The following is a 20654-nucleotide window of genomic DNA, read 5'->3' on the forward strand; positions in this document are numbered from 1 at the left end:
TAGCCTCGTCGAGGGAGGTGAACAGGGCTCGATCGAGCGTCGATCAGCCGGTGAGCAGATGACTGAGGCAGAGATGCCGATGACCGGCGGCCGGATCACCCCTGGGGTGGTGCGGGTAGGTGCGACGGTGCGGCGGCCAACCGGCGCCCACTCCACCTTCGTCCACCAGCTCCTCCTCCGGTACGAGGAGTGCGGATTGACCTGCACCCCGCGCTACCTGGGTATAGACCCCCAGCAGCGGGAGGTGCTGAGCTTCCAGCCCGGTTGGGTGCCAGCTCCCCACCCCACCCGGTCCTGGTCACCCGGTCAGGTGCACGCCGCTGCGCAGCTGCTGCGCCACCTGCACGACGCCACGGCCGGCACGACGCTGGCCGCCGACCACCCGACGGTCTGCCACAACGACTTCGGTCCCCACAACACCGTCTTCACGAGCCCGACCGCGCCCACCCCAGAGGCCGTCGGGTCGCTGCTCCCAGCGTCGGCGATGCCCACCTCCGTCATCGACTTCGACGGCGCCGCCCCCGGCGGCCGCGAGGACGACGTCGCGTACGCAGCCTGGCTCTGGCTGCTAGGAGCCAACGTCGACCACCGGTGGGTCGACCAACTCGTCCTCCTGGGTCAGTTCCTCGACGCCTACGGCAGCTGCGAGCTGGATCTCGCCGGGCTGGGCACCAGAATCGCTGCACGGGTCGCCGACGTACGCCTGATGCACCAGCGCGCAGGACGGCGGATCGCCACCGACTCCTGGCTCAGCGACGACGCCACCTACCTCGCCGACCGAGCCGAGGACATCGATCGATGGGTAACCGACCGACCCTGATGCGCGGGCGACGAGACTGGGCGGAGTGCGCGGGCGGTGCTCAGCGGTGTTCACGACAGAGATCGAGACGCCGTCGGAACCGTTCTGCTGCAGCTGTCGATGCACGCATCCCAGGGCGCCCACCACCGCCTGACACCCTGCGCCGTGACGTCGGAGGACCCCGACAGCCCTACCCGGTACAGGCTCGGCGCGCCGGCTGGAACCGGGAACGGGCGGCGGTCGCGGGCCCGGCTGCGATCCGCGCGTCGCCGTCGGATCGGTGGTGGGGCTGGCTGGCGCGCTCGCACCGTGCGGCGGCGAGCTGGTGCGCCCTCAGGCCAGCCGCCACGCTCACACGTGCCGGTCGAGCGGCACCACCAGGGTCGAGCACGTGCCGCGCCGGAGCACCGCCCCCACCCGGGCGGACAGGTGCGGACGGGTGGACTCGAGCGCCCGTCCGACCACGATCAGGGACACCGAGACGGAGAGCTCCACCAGCATGGAGCCCGGGAGCCCGCGGTGTCGTCGCCGCGTGATGCGGAGATCCGGGTGGGCTGCCCGGAGAGCCAGCAGGGCCTCGCCGACGGCGGCCCAGGAGTCGGGGGCGACCCGGTCCGACGGGCTGTCGTCGACCACGACGAGGTCTCCGCGTCGACCGGCCGACCGGGCGGCGACGTCCAGCAACCGCGCCGTGGCCGGGCCGCCGTCCACCGAGACGGCGACACCACCCACCTCCCCGCCGGCCGGCACGGCGGCGCGGTGGACCAGCACCGGGCACAGCGTCGTACGGGTGATCCCGAGGGCCACCGAGCCGGCCCGAGGTCCTCCCGGGGCGCTCTGGCCCTGGGCCCCGACCACCGTCAGGGCGGCGGTGGCGGTGGCGGCCGTGAGCACCTCGAGGGCGGTCCCGTCGGTCAGCGCACCGGCGGCGGCGGTGGCTGGGTGCACCGCGGCGACGCTGTCGACCAGCCGGAACAGCTCCCCCAGCGCCGATCGTCGGGCGACGACCCGTCCGAGGTCGCCTGCGGGCAGGCCCGGGATGCCGCCGGGCGGCCAGTCGAAGGCCCGGACGAGCTGCAGGCCCAGACCCAGCCGGGCAGCAGCGCGGGCGGCGGCCCAGCTGGCGTCCGCTGCGTGCTGGGATCCGTCGACCCCGCACACCACCCACCCTGCCGGGGGGCGTCCGGCCGCGTGGTCCGACGGGATGGGTGGCACACCCCGACCCTGTCCGCCGACCCCGCCCGACCCGGAGTGCCGCCGGGCCTCGCCCATGGGGTCGCAGGTCCCTTCCCGCTGCGGGCCGCGCAGGTGGGGACCAAGGGCACTGGGGCCGACACGACCCGGCGGCGAAGCTGGAGCCATGTCCTCGCCTGCGGCCGACCCCGACCGCACCGCCTCCCCGGTCGTGGCCGCGGTCGACGGCTCTGCGGCCTCGATGGGCGCCGTGCACGCCGCCGCCGGGAGTGCCCAGCGGCTCGGGGTCCCGCTCGGGCTCGTCCGGGTGGTGCCGCAGCCCGGCGACGACCCGGTCGACCAGCGCGCGGCCCACGTCGAGTTCGAGCGGGCCGTGCAACAGCTGGACGAGGTACGCCGCACCGTGGTGGCCCTGCTGCCTGCGCTGCCGGTCACCGCGGTGGTCCGCCGGGGACGGGCGGCCCACGAGCTCCAGACCGAGTCGGCGGGTGCGGCGCAGGTCGTGCTGGGCGAGCACACCGGCCCGGGCCTGGGCCTCGTCGCCGGCGAGCTCGCCCGCCGGACCGTCTCCCCCCTGCTGCTGCACCGCACGGTCGACCGCCCGACCGGCCCCGTCGTCGTCGGCCTGGACTGCCTGCCCGGCACCGAGACGCTGCTGGAGGTCGCCGCCGAGGAGGCCCACCGGCGCGGCACGGCGCTGCACGTGCTGCACGGCCGGATGTCCCGCACGGCGTCCAGCGTGGTGCTCGCCGCCGAGCAGCGCCTCCTCGAGCGGCTGGCCGACCGGGCCCGCGGCGACCACCACCCGCTGCAGGTGCACGTGCAGGCCGTGGCCACGAACGCCACGACCCTGCTGCTGGCTGCAGCGGCCGACGCCCAGGTGCTGGTGCTGGGACGGCGCACGCCGGGTGCCCGCCGGCGTACCTCGAGCACCGGCTCCTCGGTGCTGCTCCGCGCGGCCTGCCCGGTGCTGCTGGTTCCCGGGCCCCTCCGCGGCGATGACGGCACCCTGCACCCCCGTGCCGTGGCCCACCAGCGGGCGGGGTCGTGGGCGTGAACGAGCGGACCGACGTCCGGTTCCGCGCGGGCGCGCCGGCGCGGGTGGCCGCCGACTGGGACGAGGCCCCCGTCCCGGCAGCCGTCCCGTGCTCGTGGTGGCGCCCCGAGGTCCTCGCCGACATGCCGGCCATCCGGCGGGACTTCCGAGCACTGCTGGACGACGGCGCGCTCGGGACCCCGGAGCTGGGACCCGAGCTGGTCGAGGAGGCCGTGGCCGGGCTCGACGAGTTGGTCTCCAACGCGATCAGGCATGGCCGGGTGCCGGTGGCCGTGTCGGTGTCCCCGCTGGAGGACGGTGTCCTGCTGGTGGTCACCGACCACGCCCCGGAGCGCTCCGTGCACCCCACCTCGACCCGGGACCCCGCCGAGGGCGGCATGGGCATGCGGTTGGTGGCCGCCTCGGCGCGACGGTCGGGGTGGTGGGCCGCCGGCCCGGTGAAGCACGTGTGGGCGGTCGTGCCCGGGAGACCGTGATCCCCTCGCACACGGCGGACCTTCGCCCCTGCTGCGGGCCCCGAGCAGGACGGCAGTGTGCAGGACATGCCCCACGACGCCGATCTCGACCCGCAGGGGACGCCGCAGTCCGTCGCCTCCCTCCTCGACGCGGCCGGCCGGCAGCTCGCGGCGCTGCAGCAGCTGCAGGCCGTGCTGGCCCAGCCTGCACCGCCCCCGACCACCGCCCGCCCGGAGTCGGAGCAGGTGGCGGCGCTGCAGCGCGAGGTCGGGCAGCTCAGGGATGCGCTGGTCTCCCGGGCGGTCATCGAGCGAGCCAAGGGCATGCTCATGCAGGCCCACGGCATGTCCGAGGACCAGTCGTTCCAGCTGCTCACCGCGGTGTCCCAGGCCCACCAGCAGAAGGTGCGGGACGTCGCCGCCGAGCTGACCACCGGCACGGTGGATGCGCACGCCCTGACCGTGCCGGGCCGACCCGGACCGGCCGTGCCCCGGCTCGTGGCCGTCCCGCCGCGACCGGCACGGCTGAGGTCGGTGGACCGACCGGGTCCGCCCGGCTGACCCGACGACCTCAGCGGCGGGGGCCGGTGGTCGCGGCCGCGGCCGTGGGCCAGGGATCCGCGGATGTCACCGGGGCGGCTTCGGGGCGCACCACGAGCACCGGGCACGGTGCGTGTCGGACGCAGTACAGCGCCACCGAGCCCAGCACCAGACCGCGGAGCTCGCCGTGCCCGCGACTGGCCACCACGAGCAGGTCCCCCTCCCCGACCTGCCGGACCAGGAGCGGGCCGGCCTCCCCGCCGACCGCGATGCGGCGGACCCGTCCCTGGTCCACGACGACCCCGGGGGGCAGGCTCCCCAGGTCCCGCTCCAGCGCGGCGAGCTCGGCGGCGTCCCGCCCGGCCCGCGTCGGGGTCACCGCCCGGTGGCCGTCGAGGAACAGGTCGGCCACGCCGTAGACCCGGACCGCCGTGACCGTCCCGTCGGGACCGGCCTCCTCGACGGCCCGGGCGACGGCGGCCGCCGACCGGGCCGAGCCGTCCACCCCGACGACGACCTGCCCGGTGCTCACCGGGTCGTCGCCGGTGCCCGGGTCGGGGACGACCACCACCGGGCAGTCGGCACGGCTCACGCAGTCCAGGGCCACCGACCCCAGGACGGCCTCGGCCACGGCTCCCCGGCCCCGGGTGCCCACCACCAGGAGGTCCACCTGCCCGGAGCGCGCGACGAGCACGTCGGCCGGCGGGCCGGTGGCCACCTCGACGGACACCGCCATGCCGTCGACCGCCGGGCTGGCGCGCCGCACCTGGTCCACCACCGTCCGCGCCCGGACCCAGGCCTCGTCGTGCACCGCCTCCAGGGTGCTCAGGTCGGAGAACTCGGCCGACGACCTCCAGGCGAAGGCGGCGGCCGTGGCGGACGCGATCACCACCTGCACCTGGCCACCGCGCGCGGCCGCCCAGTGCAGGGCCCACCGGAGGGCGGCCGACGACCCGGACGAACCGTCGACCCCGACCAGCACCCGGGGCACGGCGGGATGGGCAGCGGGGCGGGCCGGGTCGGGCGGGGATGCAGCGGACACGGGTGCTCCTGGGGCGTGGCGACCGGCCGGACCGGGGGACAACGACCAGCGTCGTGCCCCGGCCGCCGGGTGGACGCGGCCGGAGTGCCCTCGCCGGTAGGGCCCCAGGTCCCGGGACGGGACCTTCGGCAGCGGGTCCGGGTCCGCCGACCCCGACCAGGTGGTCGCCCACGGGCCCAGGCTGGAACTCCCCACGGCAGGAGCCACCATGGCCGAGTTCGCCCGCACCACCGCGGTGTCCGCCGTCGACGAGTCCTTCGACGCGTGGGCAGCCAGCATCCTGACCGACGCCGTCGACCGCGCCGTGCTCGCACCGTCGGTGCACAACACCCAGCCCTGGTCCTTCCGCATCCACCCCGCTGACCACCCGCGGAAGCTCGACGTCCGCGTCGACCGGACCCGCCAGCTCGGCGCCGTCGACCCGACAGGTCGCGCACTCGTCCAGAGCGTCGGTGCCGCGCTGCTCACCGCGCGGGTCGCGGTCGCCTCGCACGGCTGGGCGACCACCACGCGACGGCTGCCCGACCCGGCAGACCCCGACCTGCTCGCCGTCGTGGAGCTGACCGACGGTCCGGCCGACGCTGCACTGGCAGCTCTCGGCACCGCGGTGACCGCCCGGCACACCAACCGACGCAGCTTCGGCGGCGACGGGCCGGACCTGGCCGAGCAGCAGGTCCTCCGGGCCGCAGCCGTCGCCGAGGGCGCCGACCTGCTGCCGATCACCGGGGGCGAGCAGCACCGGCTGCTGGCCCGGCTGTCGCAGCTGGCCGACGGCCGCCAGCACCAGGACCCGGCGTACCGGGCCGAACTGCGCCGGTGGACCAACCGGCCACCGTCGGCCGGCGACGGGATCGTGCCGACCGCCGTCGCCCGGGTGGTGGGCGCGGCCCGGGAGGACCTCCCGGGCCGGGACTTCGACACCCGCGGGGACGGCGGGCTGCCGCCCTCCAGCGGGGACGGCGCCGAGGTGGGGCTGTTCCTGCTCACCACGGTCGACGACGACGAGGCGGCCTGGCTGCGTTCGGGTGAGGCCCTTCAGCGGGTGCTGCTCGAGCTGACCCGGACCGGGTGGGTGGCCAGCCCGCTGACCCAGGTCCTGGAGGACCCGCAGACCCGGCAGGCCCTCCGGACCCAGGTGTCCTGGGGGTCCTGGCCGCAGAGCCTGCTCCGGGTCGGGCACGCCCCGCCCACCCCGGCGACCCCCCGCCGCCCCCAGGAGGAGGTGGTCGTGGACGACGGGCGCCCGTGATCGACCAGCCACCCACGCCCCGCACGCACGTCCAGGAGGACCACCCATGACCACGCCCACGATCCCTCCCACGCCCACCGTCCTGGTCGGGGTCGACGGCTCGGACGGCGCCGACGCCGCCGCGCGGGCCGCAGCCGAGGCGGCCGCGGCACGGGGGGCGACCCTGTGCGTGCTGCGGGTCGTCGACTGGCCGGAGGCCGGCATCGCCGGGCTCCCGCCGGACCTGGACGGCCGGTCGGCGACCCGGGCGGCAGCCGAGCTGCAGGTCCGCTGGCTCGTGGCCCGCCTGGCCCAGTGGCTCCCCGTCGACCGGATCACCGGGGAGGTGGTCGACGGCGACCCGGTGCACGTCCTCCGCGCCCGCTCGCAGGACCTCGACCTGCTGGTCGTGGGCGCCCACGGCCAGGCCTGGAGCAGCGGCGAGACGCTCGGGTCCATCGCCGCCGGGGTCGTCCGGGGGGCGTCCTGCCCCGTCCTCGTGCACCGGCACGAGCCCGCCCTCGGCGAACCCCACCGAGGGGTCGTCGTGGGCATCGACGGAGGACCCGGCAGCGCGCAGCTGCTGGATGCCGCTGCCGCCGAGGCGCGCCTCCGGGCCACCACGCTGAAGGTGCTGCACACCTGGCCCCAGCTCACCGAGGACGCCGGCACCCCCGTCAAGTGGCGGCTGGACCCCGCGACGACGACCACCGCCGAGCAGGCCGTCGTCGCCGAGCTGGTCGGCGCCCTGCGACTGCGGTCCGACGTCCCCGCCGTCGACGCCGCGGTCGTCGGCGGCCGAGCGGGCAAGGTCCTGGTCTGGGCCAGCCACACCGCGGAGCTGGTCGTCGTGGGCCGGCCCGAGCTCTCCCCGGACCACGAGATGCGGGCCACGACCCGGCAGGTGTCCCAGCGGGCCGGGTGCCCGGTGCTGGTCGTCCCGCTGGCCACCACGGCCGACGTCCCGGTGCCTGCGTGACCCCGTCGCCGGCCGTGTCCCGCCCCCCGCCACCGCACCCGGTCGTGGCGGCCGTCGACGGGTCGCCCGCATCGGGTGCAGCGGCCCACGCGGCGGCCCGGACCGCCCGCCAGCTGGGCGCACGCCTCGAGCTGGTCCGGGTGCTAGCCCTCCCCAGTGAGGACCCGGTGGACGAGCGCGGCAGCGGGGTCGCCCTGCACACCGCCGCCGGCGAGCTCGACGTCCTGCGGCGCGAGCTCGTCGCGGTCGCGCCCGACCTCGCCGTCACCGCCGTGGTGCGGCGCGGGCGGGCCGGGGACGAGCTGGTCGAGGCGTCCAGGACGGCCGAACGCGTCGTGCTCGGTGAGCACGCAGCGGGTCGGGGGCTGGGCTCGGTGATCGACCTGGTGGTCCGGCGGGCGCGCTCCCCCGTCCTCCTCCACCGGCGGGGTCCTCGTCCGGCCGGTGGCGTCGTGGTGGGGGTGGACTGCCTGCCGGGCACCGAGGAGCTGCTGGACGCCGCCGCCGACGAGGCCGTGGCGCGCGGCGCGGTCCTGCACGTGGTGCACGGGAGGACCTCGCGTCGGCCGGGCTCGGGCATCCTGGACGCCGAGCGCGCCCTGCTCGAGGGCCTCGTGTCGCGCGCGCAGCTGCCCCGGCCCGGTCTCGTCGTGCACCTCCAGGTCCGGCACGAGGGAGCGGGTTCCCTGCTGCTCGACGCCGCGGACGGGGCCCAGCTGCTCGTGCTCGGGCGCCGTCCCTCCTCCGCCGAGCGGCGGTCCTCAGGCACCGGGACGACCCTGCTGCTGCGGGCCCCGTGCTCCCTGCTCCTGGTGGCCGTGGAACGTTCCGCTCCACCGGCGGACCGGCCGGACGACCCCGACGGGGTGGGACCTCCGGCCCTGCCGGCGGCGGCCGGCAGGGCCTAGGTTCGGACGATGAGGCGGACCGCACGAGGGACGACGCACCCGTGACCGCGGGTGCCGCGGAGCGCACGGGGCCGGTGCGGGTCTTCCTGCTCGACGACCACGAGGTGGTCCGGCGCGGGATCGCCGCGGTCCTCGCCACCGACCCCGGCATCGAGGTCGTGGGCGAGGGCAGCACCGCGCACGACGCCATGGTGCGGATCCCGGCGCTGCGGCCCGACGTCGCGGTCCTCGACGTGCGCCTCCCCGACGGCGACGGCGTCACCGTCTGCCGTGACCTCCTCTCGACCGTGTCCGGGCTGCGCGTGCTGATGCTGACCAGCTTCAGCGACGACGAGGCGCTCTTCAGCGCCATCCTGGCCGGCGCCTCGGGCTACCTGCTCAAGCAGATCCTCGGCCAGGACCTGGTCGCCGCCGTGCGCACCGTGGCCGCCGGTGGCTCGCTCCTGGACCCGGCTGCCACGGCCGCGGTCCTGGCCCGGATGCGTCGCCCCCCGGCGGCCGCCGGACCGGTCGACCAGCTGTCCGAGCAGGAACGCACGGTGCTCGACCTCATCGGCGAGGGTCTGACGAACCGCCAGATCGGGGCGCGGATGTTCCTCGCCGAGAAGACGGTGAAGAACTACGTCTCCCACCTGCTGGCCAAGTTGGGCATGGAGCGCCGCACCCAGGTCGCCATCCTGGCCACCGAGCTGCGGGCGGCCTCACCCCAGCGGTGAGCTCCAGCGCAGCCGGGTGCCGCCGGTGGCCACGGGGAACAGGTCGAAGGCGCCCCCGCGCGCCCGGGCGCGTGCCGCGAGGTTGGCCAGCCCGCTGCGCGGGGCGGATGCGGCCACCCCGGTCCCGTCGTCGACCACCTCCACGACCACCTCGGCGCCGACCGCCACGGTCACCGTCACCGACCGGGCTGCGGCGTGCCGGGTCACGTTGGAGACCGCCTCGCGCACGACGGCCTCGATGTCGGCGGCCAGCGGCGCGGTGACGAGGGCGTCGACCGGGCCCACGGTGCGCAGGCTGGTGGTCAGGGTCCCGGCGGACTCGGTGAGGGCGTCCAGGACGCGACGGCGGAGGCTGGAGTCCCGGTTGTCCCCGGCGCTGGTGTTCAAGTCGAAGATGGTGGAGCGGATGTCCCGGATGACCACGTCGAGCTGCTCGACCACGTCGAGGACGGGCTGGCGGGCCCGGTCGGCAGCCAGCTGCGGCAGCGTCGCCTGCAGCGTCAGCCCGGCGGCGAACAACCGCTGGATCACGTTGTCGTGCAGGTCGCGGGCGATGCGGTCGCGGTCGGCGTAGAGGTCCAGGCTGCGAGCCAGCCGCTGCCGTGCGGCCATGTCCAGGGCCAGCGCCGCCTGGTCGGTGAAGGACCGGAGGAGCGGGACCAACCCGAGGCCGAAGGGCCGCGACCCGGTCCGCCGGGCCACCACCAGCACGGCCTCGCTGCCGTCGGCGGTGTGCAGCGTGGCACCGAGCAGCGGGCCCCAGTCGACACCGTCGGCCGGGTCGCCCCAGGGCCGGCCACCCAGGTCCTGGACGACGGGTTCGGCGCCCTCGGCACGGACCAGCGCCTCCACCACGGCAGAGGACTCCGGGGTGAGGGGGACACCGGTCATGTCGGCCAGCCCGGGTCCGCTCTGGGCCCGGGTCGTCCAGGTCCTGGGGCTGTCGAGGGGCGCCATGAGGTGGACGGCGTCGGCGTCGGTCAGCTCGCGGACCGCGTCGGTGATCAGCCGCAGCACCTGCTCCGGTGCCGCACCCCCGAGCAGCTGCTCGCGGACGGCGTGCGCCGCCTCGGCCCAGCGCCGCCGCTCCTGCTCGTCGGCGAGCTGCCGGGCGTTGTCGACGGCGATGCCCGCGGCCCCGGCCAGGGCCGTGACCAGCTCCTCGTCCTCGGCGGTGAACGGCCCGCCGTGCTTCTCGGTCAGGTACAGGTTCCCGTACACCTCGCCCCGGACGGCGACGGGGACCCCGAGGAACGTCCGCATGGGCGGGTGGCCGGGCGGCATCCCCACCGAGGCCGGGTGCGCACCGAGCTCGGCGGTCCGCAACGGCACCGGACTCGTCACCAGCTGGCCCAGGACCCCCAGGCCCTGCGGGAGGGACCCGATCCGGGCGACGGCCTCGTCGTCGAGCCCGGCGTGGATGAACCGGGCGAGCCCGCCGCCGGGGTCCAGCACGCCCAACGCCCCGTACCGCGCGTCCACCAGGTCGACCGCGACCTCGACCACCCGGTGCAGGGTGTCGTCGAGGTCGACCCCCTCCTGGACGTCGAGGAAGGCCGTGAGCAGGCTGCGGAGCCGGTGCTGCGCCCGGGCGAGCGCCGCCAGCCGGACGTCGACGTCCGGGCTGGTCCTGGCGTCGTCAGGCATCGGTCGGACGGGTCACCCGGGGGTGCCGGTCCCCGCGCGCACGACCGTCACCGGGCAGTGCGCGTGCTCGACGACCTGGTTGCTGACCGAACCCAGCAGCAGTCCGCGGAACCCACCCTGCCCGCGCGCGCCGACGACGACCAGGTCGGCCGCGTCGGAGGCCTCCACCAGCGCCCGGGACGGCGGTGCGTGCACCACGTGGCTGGTCACGTCGACCCCGGCGGCGGCCACCTCGGCCACGTGCTGCCGGAGCTGGTCGGCGACCGCCTGCTCCCACTCCTCCATCGGGGGGATGAAGCCGCCGGTCGCCGCGGCCGGGCTCGGCGCGGTGGTCAGCGACCACGCCCGCACCACGTGCACCGGCCAGTGCCCCCGCGCCGCCACGCGCAGCGCCCAGGTCAGCGCCTCCTGCGCGCCGGCCGAGCCGTCGTGCCCCACGACCATCCCGCCGGTGACCTCGGCATGCTCACGTACGTCGCCCACGGGTCTCCTCGGATCGCGTCCGGCCCCGGCCAGGGCCCGGCGCCGATCCTCGTCCCGGGGGGACGCCGGCGCCAGGGTCCGAGGTCCCACCCGTGTGCGCGGCCGGCCGCTCAGACCGGGACGGTGGCCGCCAGGTGCGGGTGGGTCACGTGCCCGACCCCCGGGCGGTCGCCCACGCGCTGCAGCAGCACCGGGCACGGGGCGTGCAGGGCGCAGTGCAGCGCCACCGAGCCCAGCACCATCCCCATCAGCTGGCCGGCGCCGTGGCTGCCGACCACGAGCAGGGAGGCACCGGCCGCCCGGGCCACGAGCGCCTGACCGGGCTGCTCGGCCAGCACGTGCAGCTGCACCGGCACCTCCGGCAGATCCGCCTCGGCCGCGGCCGCCCGCACCTCGACCAGCACGCGGTCGGCACCTGCTGCTGCTCGACGCTGCAGGTCCGCGGCCGGCGGTGGCGACACCACGGAACTGGTCCGGGCCAGCCCGTCGTCGAAGGCCACGACGACGTCCACCACCGCGTCGACGCGTCCGGCCGCCGCGATCGCGGCGAGCAGTGCAGCAGCCGAGGTGGGCGAGCCGTCGACGCCGACGACCACCCTGCGGCGGGCCGCGCGCGGGGCGGGGGTGACCGAGGCCGGGACGACGACGAACGGGGAGTGCGCGTGCCCGGCGCAGTGCAACGACACCGAGCCCAGCAGAAGGCTGCGGATCGCGGTCCGGCCGCGGCTGCCCACGACCAGCAGTGCGGCCCCGCGGGACCGCTCGACCAGGTCGATGGCCGGGGAGCCGGCCACGGCGAGCACCTCGACCGGGAGCTCCTCGATCCCCGTCACCCCGGCGGCGACGAGCTCGGCGGTGACCTCCTCCAGCAGACGCCCGGTCTGCCGGGCCGTCTCCTGCCGGATCTCCTCGAACGGGAACGCGGCGGCCATGTACGAGCCGGCCGTGTAGTAGTCGACGGGGAACGAGGTGACCACCTGGACGCACGCCCCGCGGCGGGCCGCCTCGGGGAGACCCCAGGCCAGGGCCGCCCGCGCACCGGGCGAGTCGTCCACGCCGATGACGACGCGGGGCCGGCCCGGGTCGGTACCGGGCGTCGAGGTCACTGCTCCGCCAGGGAGGGGGCCGCGTGCCGGTGGACGTCGTCGTGCCAGTCGGCGGCCAGCGCGGCGAACGCCGCGACCCCCGTCACCACCGGGGCCAGCACGGCGAGGGCAGCAGCCGCGGTGACCGGGACCTCGATGACGGTGTTGCCTGCCTTGTCCTTGACCACGACGCGGCGGACGTTGCCCTGGTGCAGGAGTGCACCCACCCGCTCGGCGAGGACCTCGCCCTTCACCCTCAGGGTCTCGGAGGCCGTACCGGTCGGTGGGGCCGGGCTGTCGGTGGTGGTCACGTCTGCTCCCTCGGATCGCTGGATGTGGCTGCTCCAGTGGCCCGCGGACGCTCGTGCGGCACCAGTGCCGGAAGGCCCGCACGGTCCGGGACTGCGGCACCTCCCCATGCGCCGCCGACGACGCAGACTGACCAGGTGGTCCTGCCCCGTGCGTCGACACCCGCCGCTCCTCCGGCTGCGCTCCCGCTGCCATCGGGCCGGCCGCTGCTCGGTCGCGGCAGGTGATCCGGCTCGCGCCGGCCCTGGGTGCCTCGGCGGCCTGGGCGGGCCTGGTCCGACCCCGGTTGCAGACCTGGGGAGCGACCCCCGTACCGGCACTGGCCCCCGTGCCCGGCGACGACCTGGTGCCGGCCCGGTGGCAGACCACGCGCGGCGTCACGATCGCCGCCCCGGTGGAACGGGTGTGGCCCCTCCTCGTGCAGCTGGGCTGGCAGCGCGCCGGGTGGTACAGCCTGGACGCCCTGGAACGGCTCGTCGGTGCCGGCGACTTCGCCGAGGGTGGGTCCGCCGACGGCGTCCTCCCCAGGTTCCAGGGCCTGGCGGTGGGCGACCCGGTCCCGCTGGGCCCGGGGACAGCACTGACCGCGGTCGTCGTGGACGCACCCCGGGCCCTGGTGCTGCAGATGGCGATGGACCCGGTGCACGGCACCCCCAGCGCCGTCGGCGACCGGGCCCGGTTGGACTGGACCTGGGCTTTCGTGCTGGCGCCCCGCCCGCACGGCAGTCGACTCGTCGTCCGGGTGCGGGCGGCCTGGTCCCCGCGGGTGGTCGGGCTCGCCGTGCCACCGCTGCTGGAGCCGGTGCACCTGCTGATGGAGGCGACGATGCTGCGCGGGATCGCCCGGCGGGCAGCCTCGGCGGGGTGATCAGTGCGCTTGCCGCGAGGCCAGCACGAGGCCCGCGTCCCAACCCGGCGCGCGGCAGCCCGACGGCGGGCGGACCAGCTCGGTGTCCTGGCCGCAGCGGCCCAGCAGCCACGAGGTCAGGGAGTTCGAGTTCCAGACGCCGCCGGTGCACAGGTCGTCGCGGCCCCAGGTCGGGAACGGCACGGTGCGGACGGCGCGCAGGACGAGCGCGGGGTCGGCCGTCGTCGGTCGCGGGCCCCCCAACGCCTCGGCCTCGTCGGGCAGCACCCCACCCGGCCAGCACCTCACCTCGTACCGGAACCAGCGGCTGCGGCCCAGCCAGCGGATCCCGACCGCACCGGTGCCCACGCTGCCGCGCTCCGCGGGCGTGCCGGGCACGTTCCAGACCGGCCCCATCTCGATCACCGATCGAACACCCGCACGGCGCACGACCAGCGCCGAGTGCACCAGGGCCTGCGCCGGTCGCCCGGCCAGCCGGGAGGTGACTGCCTCCAGGACGCGGCCGTTGCGGCGCACCGACCAGCCGCCTGCGCCCAGCGGGAGCCAGAACAGGTCCACGCCCTCACCCGTCACGGCAGCGGGTCGGCGGGCAGCCGGGCCACCGGGAGGTAGACCAGGCGGCCCTGGTGGTCGCGCGCCGGATGCTGGGTCACCGGGTGCAGGGCCAGACGGTACGACCACTCCCCGTCCACGGCGGTGGACAACTCGACCAGGCCGGCCGGCACCTCACCGGGGGGCGACGTCCACTCCAGGCCGTGCCCGGGTCCGCACCAGGCACGGGCCGCGGCCCCGGTGTCGGCGGACGGCTGTGCCGTCGTGCGCCGGGCCGGTCCGGGGCGGCGCCGGGTGCGGACCCGCCTCATGGAGGTGCACCCGGCCCGGTGGGGTGGCGCGTCATCCGGGGGCTCCGGCGCCGACAGCGCCGACGACGCCGTCGGCCCGCAGCCGCCCCGGAGCCCAGGACCGGTTCGTCGGGCGGACGACGAGCACGGGGCACGGTGCGTGCAGGACGCAGTGGAGAGCCACCGACCCCAGCAGCAGACCCCGGAACTCGCCTCGACCTCGGCTGGCGACCACGAGCAGGTCGGCACCTGCCGCCTGGTCGACCAGCGCCGGACCGGCCTCGCCCCCGACCGCGAGCCGGTGCACGTCGGCATGCTCCCCACGCGTGGCCTGCAGCAGCGTGGTCAGGCCCTGCTCCAGCGCAGCCAGCTCGGCGGCGTCCCGCTCGGCCGGGGTCGGGGCGACGGCTGCGTACTGGTCGAACCACAGGTCGGCCACCCCGTAGGCCCGGACAGCGGTGACCTGACCTCGGGGGCCGGCTTCCTCCATCGCCCAGGCGACGGCGGCGGCCGAGCGCTCCGACCCGTCGACCCCGGCGACGACGACCGTCCCCGGGCCGGGATCGGCCCAGCCACCGGGCTCGGGCACCACCACCACCGGGCAGGCCGACGAGCTCACGCAGTGCAGGGCCACCGACCCCAGCACCGCACTGGCCGCGTATCCCCGGCCCCGGGTGCCGACCACCATCAGATCCGCATCGTGGGAGCGGTGGACGAGCAGCTCGGCCGGCGGTCCCGGCTCGACGTGGATCGCGACCGGGACGGAGAGGAGGGCGGCGTCCTCCTCGCGGACCTGGTCCACCGTCTCCCGGGCCGCCGACCAGGTGTCGTCGTGCAGGGCGTCCAGGGCGCTCAGATCGGTCACCTCACCCATCGCCAGCCACCCCATCGAGCCCACCGCCGGGTACGCCGCGACCACCTGCACCTCGGCCGCGTGCCGAGCCGCCCAGTGCAGCGCCCAGCGCACCGCGGCGCGCGAGCCGGTCGACCCGTCCACCCCGACGAGCACCTGCGGCGGCGTCACCAGGTCGGTGGTGGGGTCGGCGTGCCGGTGTCGGGGTGCTGCAGCCACGGGTGCTCCTCGGTCGGGTCCCGGCCGGGCCGGCCGGTACCTGCATCGTCGTCCCCGGGCGCGTGGCCGGACGCGGCCGTCGGACCCCGGACCGCGGGTCGAACGTCCCTCGGGAGGGACCTTCGGCAGCCGCCCCGGGACCGCCGACCCGGTCCCGGCGACCGGATCCGGCAGAGGCTGGGGGCTCCCCACGCCAGGAGCACCGATGGCCCAGCCCACGCACACCAGCACGGCCCCGCCCCCCGGCCGCGACGCCGCGCAGGCACTGACCGACGCCGTCCACCGGGCCGTCCTGGCACCGTCGCTGCACACCAGCCGGCCGTGGTCCCTCCGGCTGCACCCGGTCGACCGGCCACGTCGCATCGACGTCCGGGCCGACCGGGGCCGGCAGCTCACGGCGCTCGACCCGACCGGCCGCGCGCTGGTGCAGAGCGTGGGTGCCGCCCTGTTCACCATGCGGGTCGCCCTGGCGGCCGCCGGCTGGGCGACCAGCACCCGCCGGTGCCCCGACGCGGCCGACCCCGACCTGCTCGCCGTCGTGGACCTCGTCGCCGGGCCGCCCGACGGCGGGATCGCCCCGCTGGTGGACCTGCTCGGCCTGCGCGACACCGACCGCCCCCGCTTCGGGCCCGGCGCCGCAGGCCTGGCCGACATCGCGCTCTTCCGTGCGGCGGCGCTCGCCGAGGACGCCGAATTGGCGCCCGTCGGGCGGGCCGATCTTCACCGACTCGGCCCCGGACCGACGGAGGTGGCTGGGGGTGCGCGGCCGGCCACCGTCCGGGACGGCGCCGAGGCCACCGTGGTTGTGCTGACCACCGCGCGGGACGACGAGCTGGCGTGGTTGCGGGCCGGCGAGGCTCTCCACCGGGTCCTGCTCGAGGTCGCGCGCGCCGAGTGGGTCGCCACCCCCTTCAGCCAGGCCGTCCAGGACCGGCCCACCCGCGACGAGCTGCGCGGCGTGCTGACCGGCCGACGATGGCCGCAGAGCATCCTGCGGGTCGGCCCGGCACCGCTGCAGCGGAGCACGGGGCAGGCGTGACGCTCCCGGTCGCCGTGGGGCGATCAGGACCGGCCCTGGTGCACGCCAGCCGTGCGGCTGAACTGCTGGTCCCGAACCGGTCCGCCGGGCCGCACGTGCTGGTCGCGACCGCCAGCAGGCACGGCGCCACCGCGGGCATCGCCGACCGCCTCGTCCACCTGCTGCAGGTCTCCCCCGCAGGACTGCGGTGCGGGCTGCGCGCGGTGGCGATCCCGGTCGAGCGGCAACCCGATCCCGCGCTGTTCGACGCGGTGGTGCTGGGCAGCGCCGTCTACGCGGGCCGCTGGCTCGAGTCGGCCCGGCACTACGCCACCGAGCACGCCTCCGGCCTGCGCGGGCTGCCGGTGTGGCTGTTCAGCAGCGGCCCCATCGGCCCGCGGCCGTTCCCCCCTGCCGACCCGTACGACGTCGAACCGCTCGCCGCCGTGGTCGGGGCACGGTCACACCGGGTCTTCCCCGGCCGGCTCCACGAGGACCTGCTGGGCCCCGAGGAGCTGGCCGTGGTCATCGCGATGCGCGCACCGACCGGCGACTTCCGCGACTGGCCGGCCGTCGGGAGCTGGGCAGCGGAGATCGCCGAGGACGTGGCCGGTCTTGCCCCCCGGGAGTCAGCCGCCGCGGTCCCCGGGCCGGGCTGACGTCCACCGTGCGGCACCTCCTCGGCGGGCAGGTGGGCCGGCTCGCGCTGACCGTCGCGGTCGTCGTCGTCGTCTTCGCCGGGGTCATGCCCCAGGTGGCGGACTACGGGCAGGCCTGGGGGCTCGTGACGTCCCTGACCGGGTCCGAGGTGGTGCTGCTGACCGTCGTCGGGGTGGTCAACCTGGTGTCGTTCGCCCCGCTGTGGGTGGCCTCCGCGCCGGGCCTCACCTGGGGGCGCGCGCTGCTGGCCGACCAGGCGTCGACCGCCGTCGCCAACGCCGTGCCCGTCGGGTTCGCCTTCGGCGTGGGCACCACGGCGGCCATGTTCTCCTCGTTCGGCTTCTCGCCCGCCGTGACCACGCGTTCCATCGGGCTCACCGGCATCTGGAACAGCCTGGTCAAGCTGACGATGCCGGTGCTCTCCCTGGCCGGAGTCCTGCTGGTCGGCCACCCATCCGGTGGGCTCGCGGTGGCGGCGGTCCTGGGCGGTGCCGCCCTGCTGGCCGGCGTCGGCGTCCTGGTGGCCGCGCTGACCCACCGGCGGTCCGGCGACCGTCTCGCGGGCGGGGCCCAGCGGTTGGCCGGGTGGGCCGCCGGCCGGGTCGGACGCACCGCACCCACCGCCTGGGCCGAACGCCTGGACCGGTTCCGGGTGGATTCCCTGGAGCTGTTGCGACACCGCTGGGGGCGGCTGAGCCTGGCCGCGCTGGGCAGCCACGTCGCCTTGTTCCTCGTCCTGCTGGCGTGCCTGCGCACGATCGGCGGAGCAGCCTCCCAACTGCCCTGGGTGGTGGCGCTGGCGGTCTTCTCGGTGACCCGGCTGGTCACGATCCTGCCCGTCACCCCCGGCGCCCTCGGCGTCGCCGAGCTCAGCTACGTCGCCGGGCTCACCGCGGTCGGGGTCGGCGCCGGCGAGGCGGCGGGGGCCGTGCTGGTCTTCCGCTTCCTGACCTGGTTCGTGTCCATCCCGCTCGGGCTGGCGGCCTGGGTGCTGTGGCGCCACGGCCTCGGGCGGGTGGCTGTCGCCGGCCCCTGAACCGCGTCCCGTCCTCGTCGCCCGTCGCCGCACCGACCGGCCCGTCCACGCGCCGGCGAGGACGTCGGTCACCGGGTGGAGCGGTGGACGACGGAGAACCGGGCTGCCCGGCGGCGGAGGTGCCGGTGCGGGTCGCGCGGCCGGACGGCGGTCGCCCGGCTCGCGGTGGCGTAGAACGCGGCCTTGCCGACCTCGATGAGCAGCAGGTAGCCGACGACGAACCCGACCAGCACCAGGTAGTAGACGGCCGGCAGCGGAGTGAAGCCCAGCGAGCGGGCCAGCGGCGTCGCCGGCAGCACCGCCCCGACCGCGACGACGCCGACGGCGGCCAGCACCAGCGGCAGGGAGGGCCGGCTGCGCCAGAACGGCACCCGGCGGGTGCGGATCGCCAGGACGACCAGGGTCTGGGTGGCCAGGGACTCCACGAACCAGCCGGTGCGGAACTCCGTCGGCCCGGCGTGCAGCACGGTCAGCAGGACGACGAAGGTCAGCGCGTCGAACAGCGAGCTCAGTGGGCCGAAGACCAGCATGAAGCGCCGGATGAAGGCGATGTCCCAGTGCGCCGGCCGCCGGACCTGCTCGTCGTCGGCCCGGTCGGTGGGGATGGCCAGCTGGCTGGTGTCGTAGAGCAGGTTGTTGAGCAGGATCTGGCTGGGCAGCATCGGCAGGAAGCCCAGGAACAGCGACGCCCCGGCCGCCGAGGCCATGTTCCCGACGTTGCTCGAGGTGCCCATCAGCACGTACTTGATGGTGTTGACGAAGATCCGCCGCCCCTCGGTGACGCCGTCGGCCAGCACGCCCAGGTCCTTCTCCAGCAGGATCACGTCGGCGGCGTCCTTGGCCACGTCGGTCGCAGACTCCACGGAGATCCCGACGTCGGCGCCGTGCAGGGCCAGCGCGTCGTTGACCCCGTCGCCGAGGAACGCCACTCCCCCGCCGGTACGGCGCTGCACGGCGACGATGCGGGCCTTGTCCTGCGGGCTGACCCGGGCGAACACGCTGGTGGTGGCCAGCGCTGCGGCCAGCTCGTCGTCGTCGAGCACCGCCAGGTCCGCGCCGGTGAGCACGGTGTCGCCGAGGCCGAGCTGCCGGCAGACGTGCACGGCGACGGGCGCGGCGTCCCCGGTGACCACCTTCACCGTGATACCGAGGTCGGCCAGCCGGCTGAGCGCGTCCGCGGCGTCGTCCTTGGGCGGGTCGCTGGCCACCAGCAGGCCGCGCACCGTGAGGCCGTGCTCGTCGTCGACGGTCAACGCGTGGCCGCCCGGCACCGTCCGGGTGGCGACGGCGACGACCCGGTTGCCGGCCGCGAACTCCGCGGCCAGGGCGTGGGCCACCCCGGAGGGGACGTCGACGCAGCGGTCCAGCACCGCCTCGGGCGCGCCCTTGGTCACCACCACGCAGGTGCCGTCGGCGGTGCGCACGAGGGCCGAGACCAGCCGCCGCTCGTGGTCGAAGGGCAGCAGCGCCAGCCGGACGGCGTCGTCGGACCCGGCCGGCTCGGCCGCCCGCAGCGCCCGGTCCAGGGCGTTGCCCCCGGTGCCGTCGGTGGTCTCCGTGGCCCGCAGCCCCCAGCGGAGCACGTCCTCGGGGCGGTCGTCGCCGGTCGGGACGGCGCGCAGGAACACCGGGCGGCCCTCGGTGAGGGTGCCGGTCTTGTCGGTGAGGAGGACGTCGACATCACCGAGGTCCTCGATGCAGACCAGTCGCTTCACCAGCACGTGCCGTCTGCTCAGCCGCCGCGACCCGGCAGCCAGGCTGCTGGACACCACCGCGGGGAGCAGCTGCGGGGTGATGCCGACGGCGATGGCCAGGGAGAACAGCACCGCGTCCAGCAGCGGGCGGCCGAGGGCGACGTTGACCACCAGCACCGCGGTCGTCAGCACGACGGCGACCCAGGCCAGCAGCACCGAGAAGCTGCGCAGGCCGACCTGGAAGCGCGTGTCCAGCGGGTGGGTGTCCAGGCCGACCGCGACACCGCCGAACTCGGTGGCGGCGCCGGTGGCGACCACGATGCCGTGCCCGCTCCCGGCAGCGACGACGGTGCCCATCAGGGCGCACCCGGTCAGCTCGGCCAGCGGCGTCCCGGCCGGCACCGTCCCGGTGTCCTTGATCGCCGGCACCGACTCCCCGGTCAGCACGGACTCGTCGCACTCCAGGCCGGTCACGTCGAGCAGGCGGAGGTCGGCCGGCACGACGTCCCCGAGCGCGATGTCGACGAGGTCCCCGGGTACCAGCCCGGTCACGTCGACCTCCTGCCGACGGCCGTCGCGCAGCACGACGGTGGTGTGGTGCACCTGGTCGTGCAGCGCCTGCGCCGCCCTCTCCGCCCGGTACTCGTTGCCGAAGCCCAGGCCCACCGACAGCACCACGACCACCGCGATCGTCGCCGCCCCGCCGCGCTCACCGACCGCGGCGGACACCACGGCGGCCACGACGAGCAGACCCAGCAGGGGTGATGCCAGCTGGTGCCCCAGCGCGGGCAGCACCCGGGCCCGGTGCGAGGTGACCGCGTTCGGCCCGGACCGGGCCAGCCGCCCCGCGAGGTCGTCGGTCACCCCGACGGCGGCGTCGACGTGCATCGCGCGCAGGGTCGAGACGGTGTCCCAGGTCGCGGCATCGGCCACGGCCGTGGCGGGGGCGCGCGGGACGGGGGGTGCCAGTGCGGTCATCGACGCTCCTCGCGGCCGTCGGCGGGTGACGACCGCTCCCCAGG

At 76.4% G+C, this 20654-nt stretch carries 22 protein-coding genes; 12 read left to right on the top strand and 10 right to left on the bottom strand.

Features of this window, described 5'->3' with window-relative positions:
- Positions 1–127 precede the first annotated feature (127 nt).
- On the top strand, positions 128–820 hold the full coding sequence (locus UXQ13_RS10230) for an aminoglycoside phosphotransferase/kinase family protein (protein WP_336392238.1): 693 nt from the start codon (positions 128–130) through the stop codon (positions 818–820).
- Between the two features lie 330 nt (positions 821–1150).
- Here the strand turns inward: UXQ13_RS10230 and UXQ13_RS10235 are convergent, their stop codons facing one another.
- On the bottom strand, positions 1151–1960 hold the full coding sequence (locus tag UXQ13_RS10235) for a universal stress protein (RefSeq protein WP_225235929.1): 810 nt from the start codon (positions 1958–1960) through the stop codon (positions 1151–1153).
- 199 nt (positions 1961–2159) lie between these two features.
- Between UXQ13_RS10235 and UXQ13_RS10240 the strand changes: the two genes are divergently transcribed.
- From UXQ13_RS10240 to UXQ13_RS10250, 3 genes are all read left to right on the top strand, one after another.
- Positions 2160–3050, top strand: coding sequence for a universal stress protein (locus UXQ13_RS10240; protein ID WP_225235930.1), 891 nt, complete (start codon positions 2160–2162; stop codon positions 3048–3050).
- Entirely contained in the window at positions 3047–3526 is a 480-nt protein-coding gene (locus UXQ13_RS10245) for an ATP-binding protein (RefSeq protein WP_225235931.1), read from the top strand. Before UXQ13_RS10240 ends, UXQ13_RS10245 begins: the two co-directional genes overlap by 4 nt.
- Positions 3527–3592: 66 nt before the next feature.
- On the top strand, positions 3593–4066 hold the full coding sequence (locus UXQ13_RS10250; RefSeq protein ID WP_225235932.1) for an ANTAR domain-containing response regulator: 474 nt from the start codon (positions 3593–3595) through the stop codon (positions 4064–4066).
- 10 nt (positions 4067–4076) lie between these two features.
- Here UXQ13_RS10250 and UXQ13_RS10255 read toward each other — a convergent pair whose 3' ends face one another.
- On the bottom strand, positions 4077–5087 hold the full coding sequence (locus UXQ13_RS10255; protein WP_225235933.1) for a universal stress protein: 1011 nt from the start codon (positions 5085–5087) through the stop codon (positions 4077–4079).
- Between the two features lie 208 nt (positions 5088–5295).
- Between UXQ13_RS10255 and UXQ13_RS10260 the strand changes: the two genes are divergently transcribed.
- Genes UXQ13_RS10260 through UXQ13_RS10275 form a run of 4 tightly spaced genes read left to right on the top strand, consistent with a single transcriptional unit; the run spans position 5296 to position 8918 of the window.
- A complete protein-coding gene (locus tag UXQ13_RS10260) occupies positions 5296–6336 on the top strand; it encodes an Acg family FMN-binding oxidoreductase (protein ID WP_336392239.1) in 1041 nt (346 codons plus the stop codon).
- A gap of 46 nt (positions 6337–6382) precedes the next feature.
- Positions 6383–7294, top strand: a complete 912-nt coding sequence (locus tag UXQ13_RS10265; RefSeq protein WP_336392240.1) for a universal stress protein — start codon at positions 6383–6385, stop codon at positions 7292–7294.
- Entirely contained in the window at positions 7291–8202 is a 912-nt protein-coding gene (locus tag UXQ13_RS10270) for a universal stress protein (protein ID WP_336392241.1), read from the top strand. Before UXQ13_RS10265 ends, UXQ13_RS10270 begins: the two co-directional genes overlap by 4 nt.
- Before the next feature lie 41 nt (positions 8203–8243).
- Positions 8244–8918, top strand: coding sequence for a response regulator (locus tag UXQ13_RS10275; protein ID WP_318250060.1), 675 nt, complete (start codon positions 8244–8246; stop codon positions 8916–8918).
- Here the strand turns inward: UXQ13_RS10275 and UXQ13_RS10280 are convergent.
- From UXQ13_RS10280 to UXQ13_RS10295, 4 genes are all read right to left on the bottom strand, one after another.
- Positions 8904–10565, bottom strand: a complete 1662-nt coding sequence (locus UXQ13_RS10280; protein WP_225235936.1) for a GAF domain-containing sensor histidine kinase — start codon at positions 10563–10565, stop codon at positions 8904–8906. The two genes, UXQ13_RS10275 and UXQ13_RS10280, sit on opposite strands and share 15 nt — an antisense overlap.
- Positions 10566–10577: 12 nt before the next feature.
- A complete protein-coding gene (locus tag UXQ13_RS10285; protein WP_225235937.1) occupies positions 10578–11048 on the bottom strand; it encodes a universal stress protein in 471 nt (156 codons plus the stop codon).
- A gap of 110 nt (positions 11049–11158) precedes the next feature.
- A complete protein-coding gene (locus tag UXQ13_RS10290; protein ID WP_225235938.1) occupies positions 11159–12154 on the bottom strand; it encodes a universal stress protein in 996 nt (331 codons plus the stop codon).
- On the bottom strand, positions 12151–12444 hold the full coding sequence (locus UXQ13_RS10295) for a DUF4342 domain-containing protein (RefSeq protein ID WP_225235939.1): 294 nt from the start codon (positions 12442–12444) through the stop codon (positions 12151–12153). Before UXQ13_RS10295 ends, UXQ13_RS10290 begins: the two co-directional genes overlap by 4 nt.
- A 221-nt stretch (positions 12445–12665) precedes the next feature.
- Between UXQ13_RS10295 and UXQ13_RS10300 the strand changes: the two genes are divergently transcribed.
- Positions 12666–13310 (top strand): hypothetical protein, encoded by a 645-nt coding sequence (locus UXQ13_RS10300; RefSeq protein WP_336392242.1) that lies wholly within the window; start codon positions 12666–12668, stop codon positions 13308–13310.
- Here UXQ13_RS10300 and UXQ13_RS10305 read toward each other — a convergent pair whose 3' ends face one another.
- Genes UXQ13_RS10305 through UXQ13_RS10315 form a run of 3 tightly spaced genes read right to left on the bottom strand, consistent with a single transcriptional unit; the run spans position 13311 to position 15224 of the window.
- Positions 13311–13868 carry a hypothetical protein gene (locus tag UXQ13_RS10305; RefSeq protein WP_225235941.1) on the bottom strand — a complete coding sequence of 186 codons (558 nt, stop codon included), beginning with the start codon at positions 13866–13868 and terminating at the stop codon, positions 13311–13313.
- A gap of 11 nt (positions 13869–13879) precedes the next feature.
- Complete coding sequence (locus tag UXQ13_RS10310) at positions 13880–14173, bottom strand: hypothetical protein (protein ID WP_225235942.1); 294 nt, start codon at positions 14171–14173, stop codon at positions 13880–13882.
- A 31-nt stretch (positions 14174–14204) separates the two neighbouring features.
- Positions 14205–15224: a universal stress protein gene (locus UXQ13_RS10315; protein WP_225235943.1), complete on the bottom strand. Its 1020-nt coding sequence runs from the start codon at positions 15222–15224 to the stop codon at positions 14205–14207.
- A gap of 205 nt (positions 15225–15429) precedes the next feature.
- Here UXQ13_RS10315 and UXQ13_RS10320 point away from each other — a divergent pair, with 205 nt between their 5' ends.
- The 3 genes from UXQ13_RS10320 to UXQ13_RS10330 are packed head-to-tail and all read left to right on the top strand — an operon-like array spanning position 15430 to position 17938.
- Complete coding sequence (locus tag UXQ13_RS10320) at positions 15430–16263, top strand: nitroreductase family protein (RefSeq protein ID WP_225235944.1); 834 nt, start codon at positions 15430–15432, stop codon at positions 16261–16263.
- 38 nt (positions 16264–16301) lie between these two features.
- Positions 16302–16901 (top strand): flavodoxin domain-containing protein, encoded by a 600-nt coding sequence (locus UXQ13_RS10325; protein WP_225235945.1) that lies wholly within the window; start codon positions 16302–16304, stop codon positions 16899–16901.
- Between the two features lie 8 nt (positions 16902–16909).
- Positions 16910–17938, top strand: a complete 1029-nt coding sequence (locus UXQ13_RS10330) for a lysylphosphatidylglycerol synthase domain-containing protein (RefSeq protein ID WP_225235946.1) — start codon at positions 16910–16912, stop codon at positions 17936–17938.
- Positions 17939–18006: 68 nt separating this feature from the next.
- Here UXQ13_RS10330 and mgtA read toward each other — a convergent pair whose 3' ends face one another.
- Positions 18007–20610, bottom strand: coding sequence for a magnesium-translocating P-type ATPase (mgtA, locus tag UXQ13_RS10335; RefSeq protein WP_225235947.1), 2604 nt, complete (start codon positions 20608–20610; stop codon positions 18007–18009).
- Positions 20611–20654 lie beyond the last annotated feature (44 nt).

Source organism: Klenkia terrae, assembly GCF_037083865.1.
GTDB classification, from domain to species: domain Bacteria; phylum Actinomycetota; class Actinomycetes; order Mycobacteriales; family Geodermatophilaceae; genus Klenkia; species Klenkia terrae.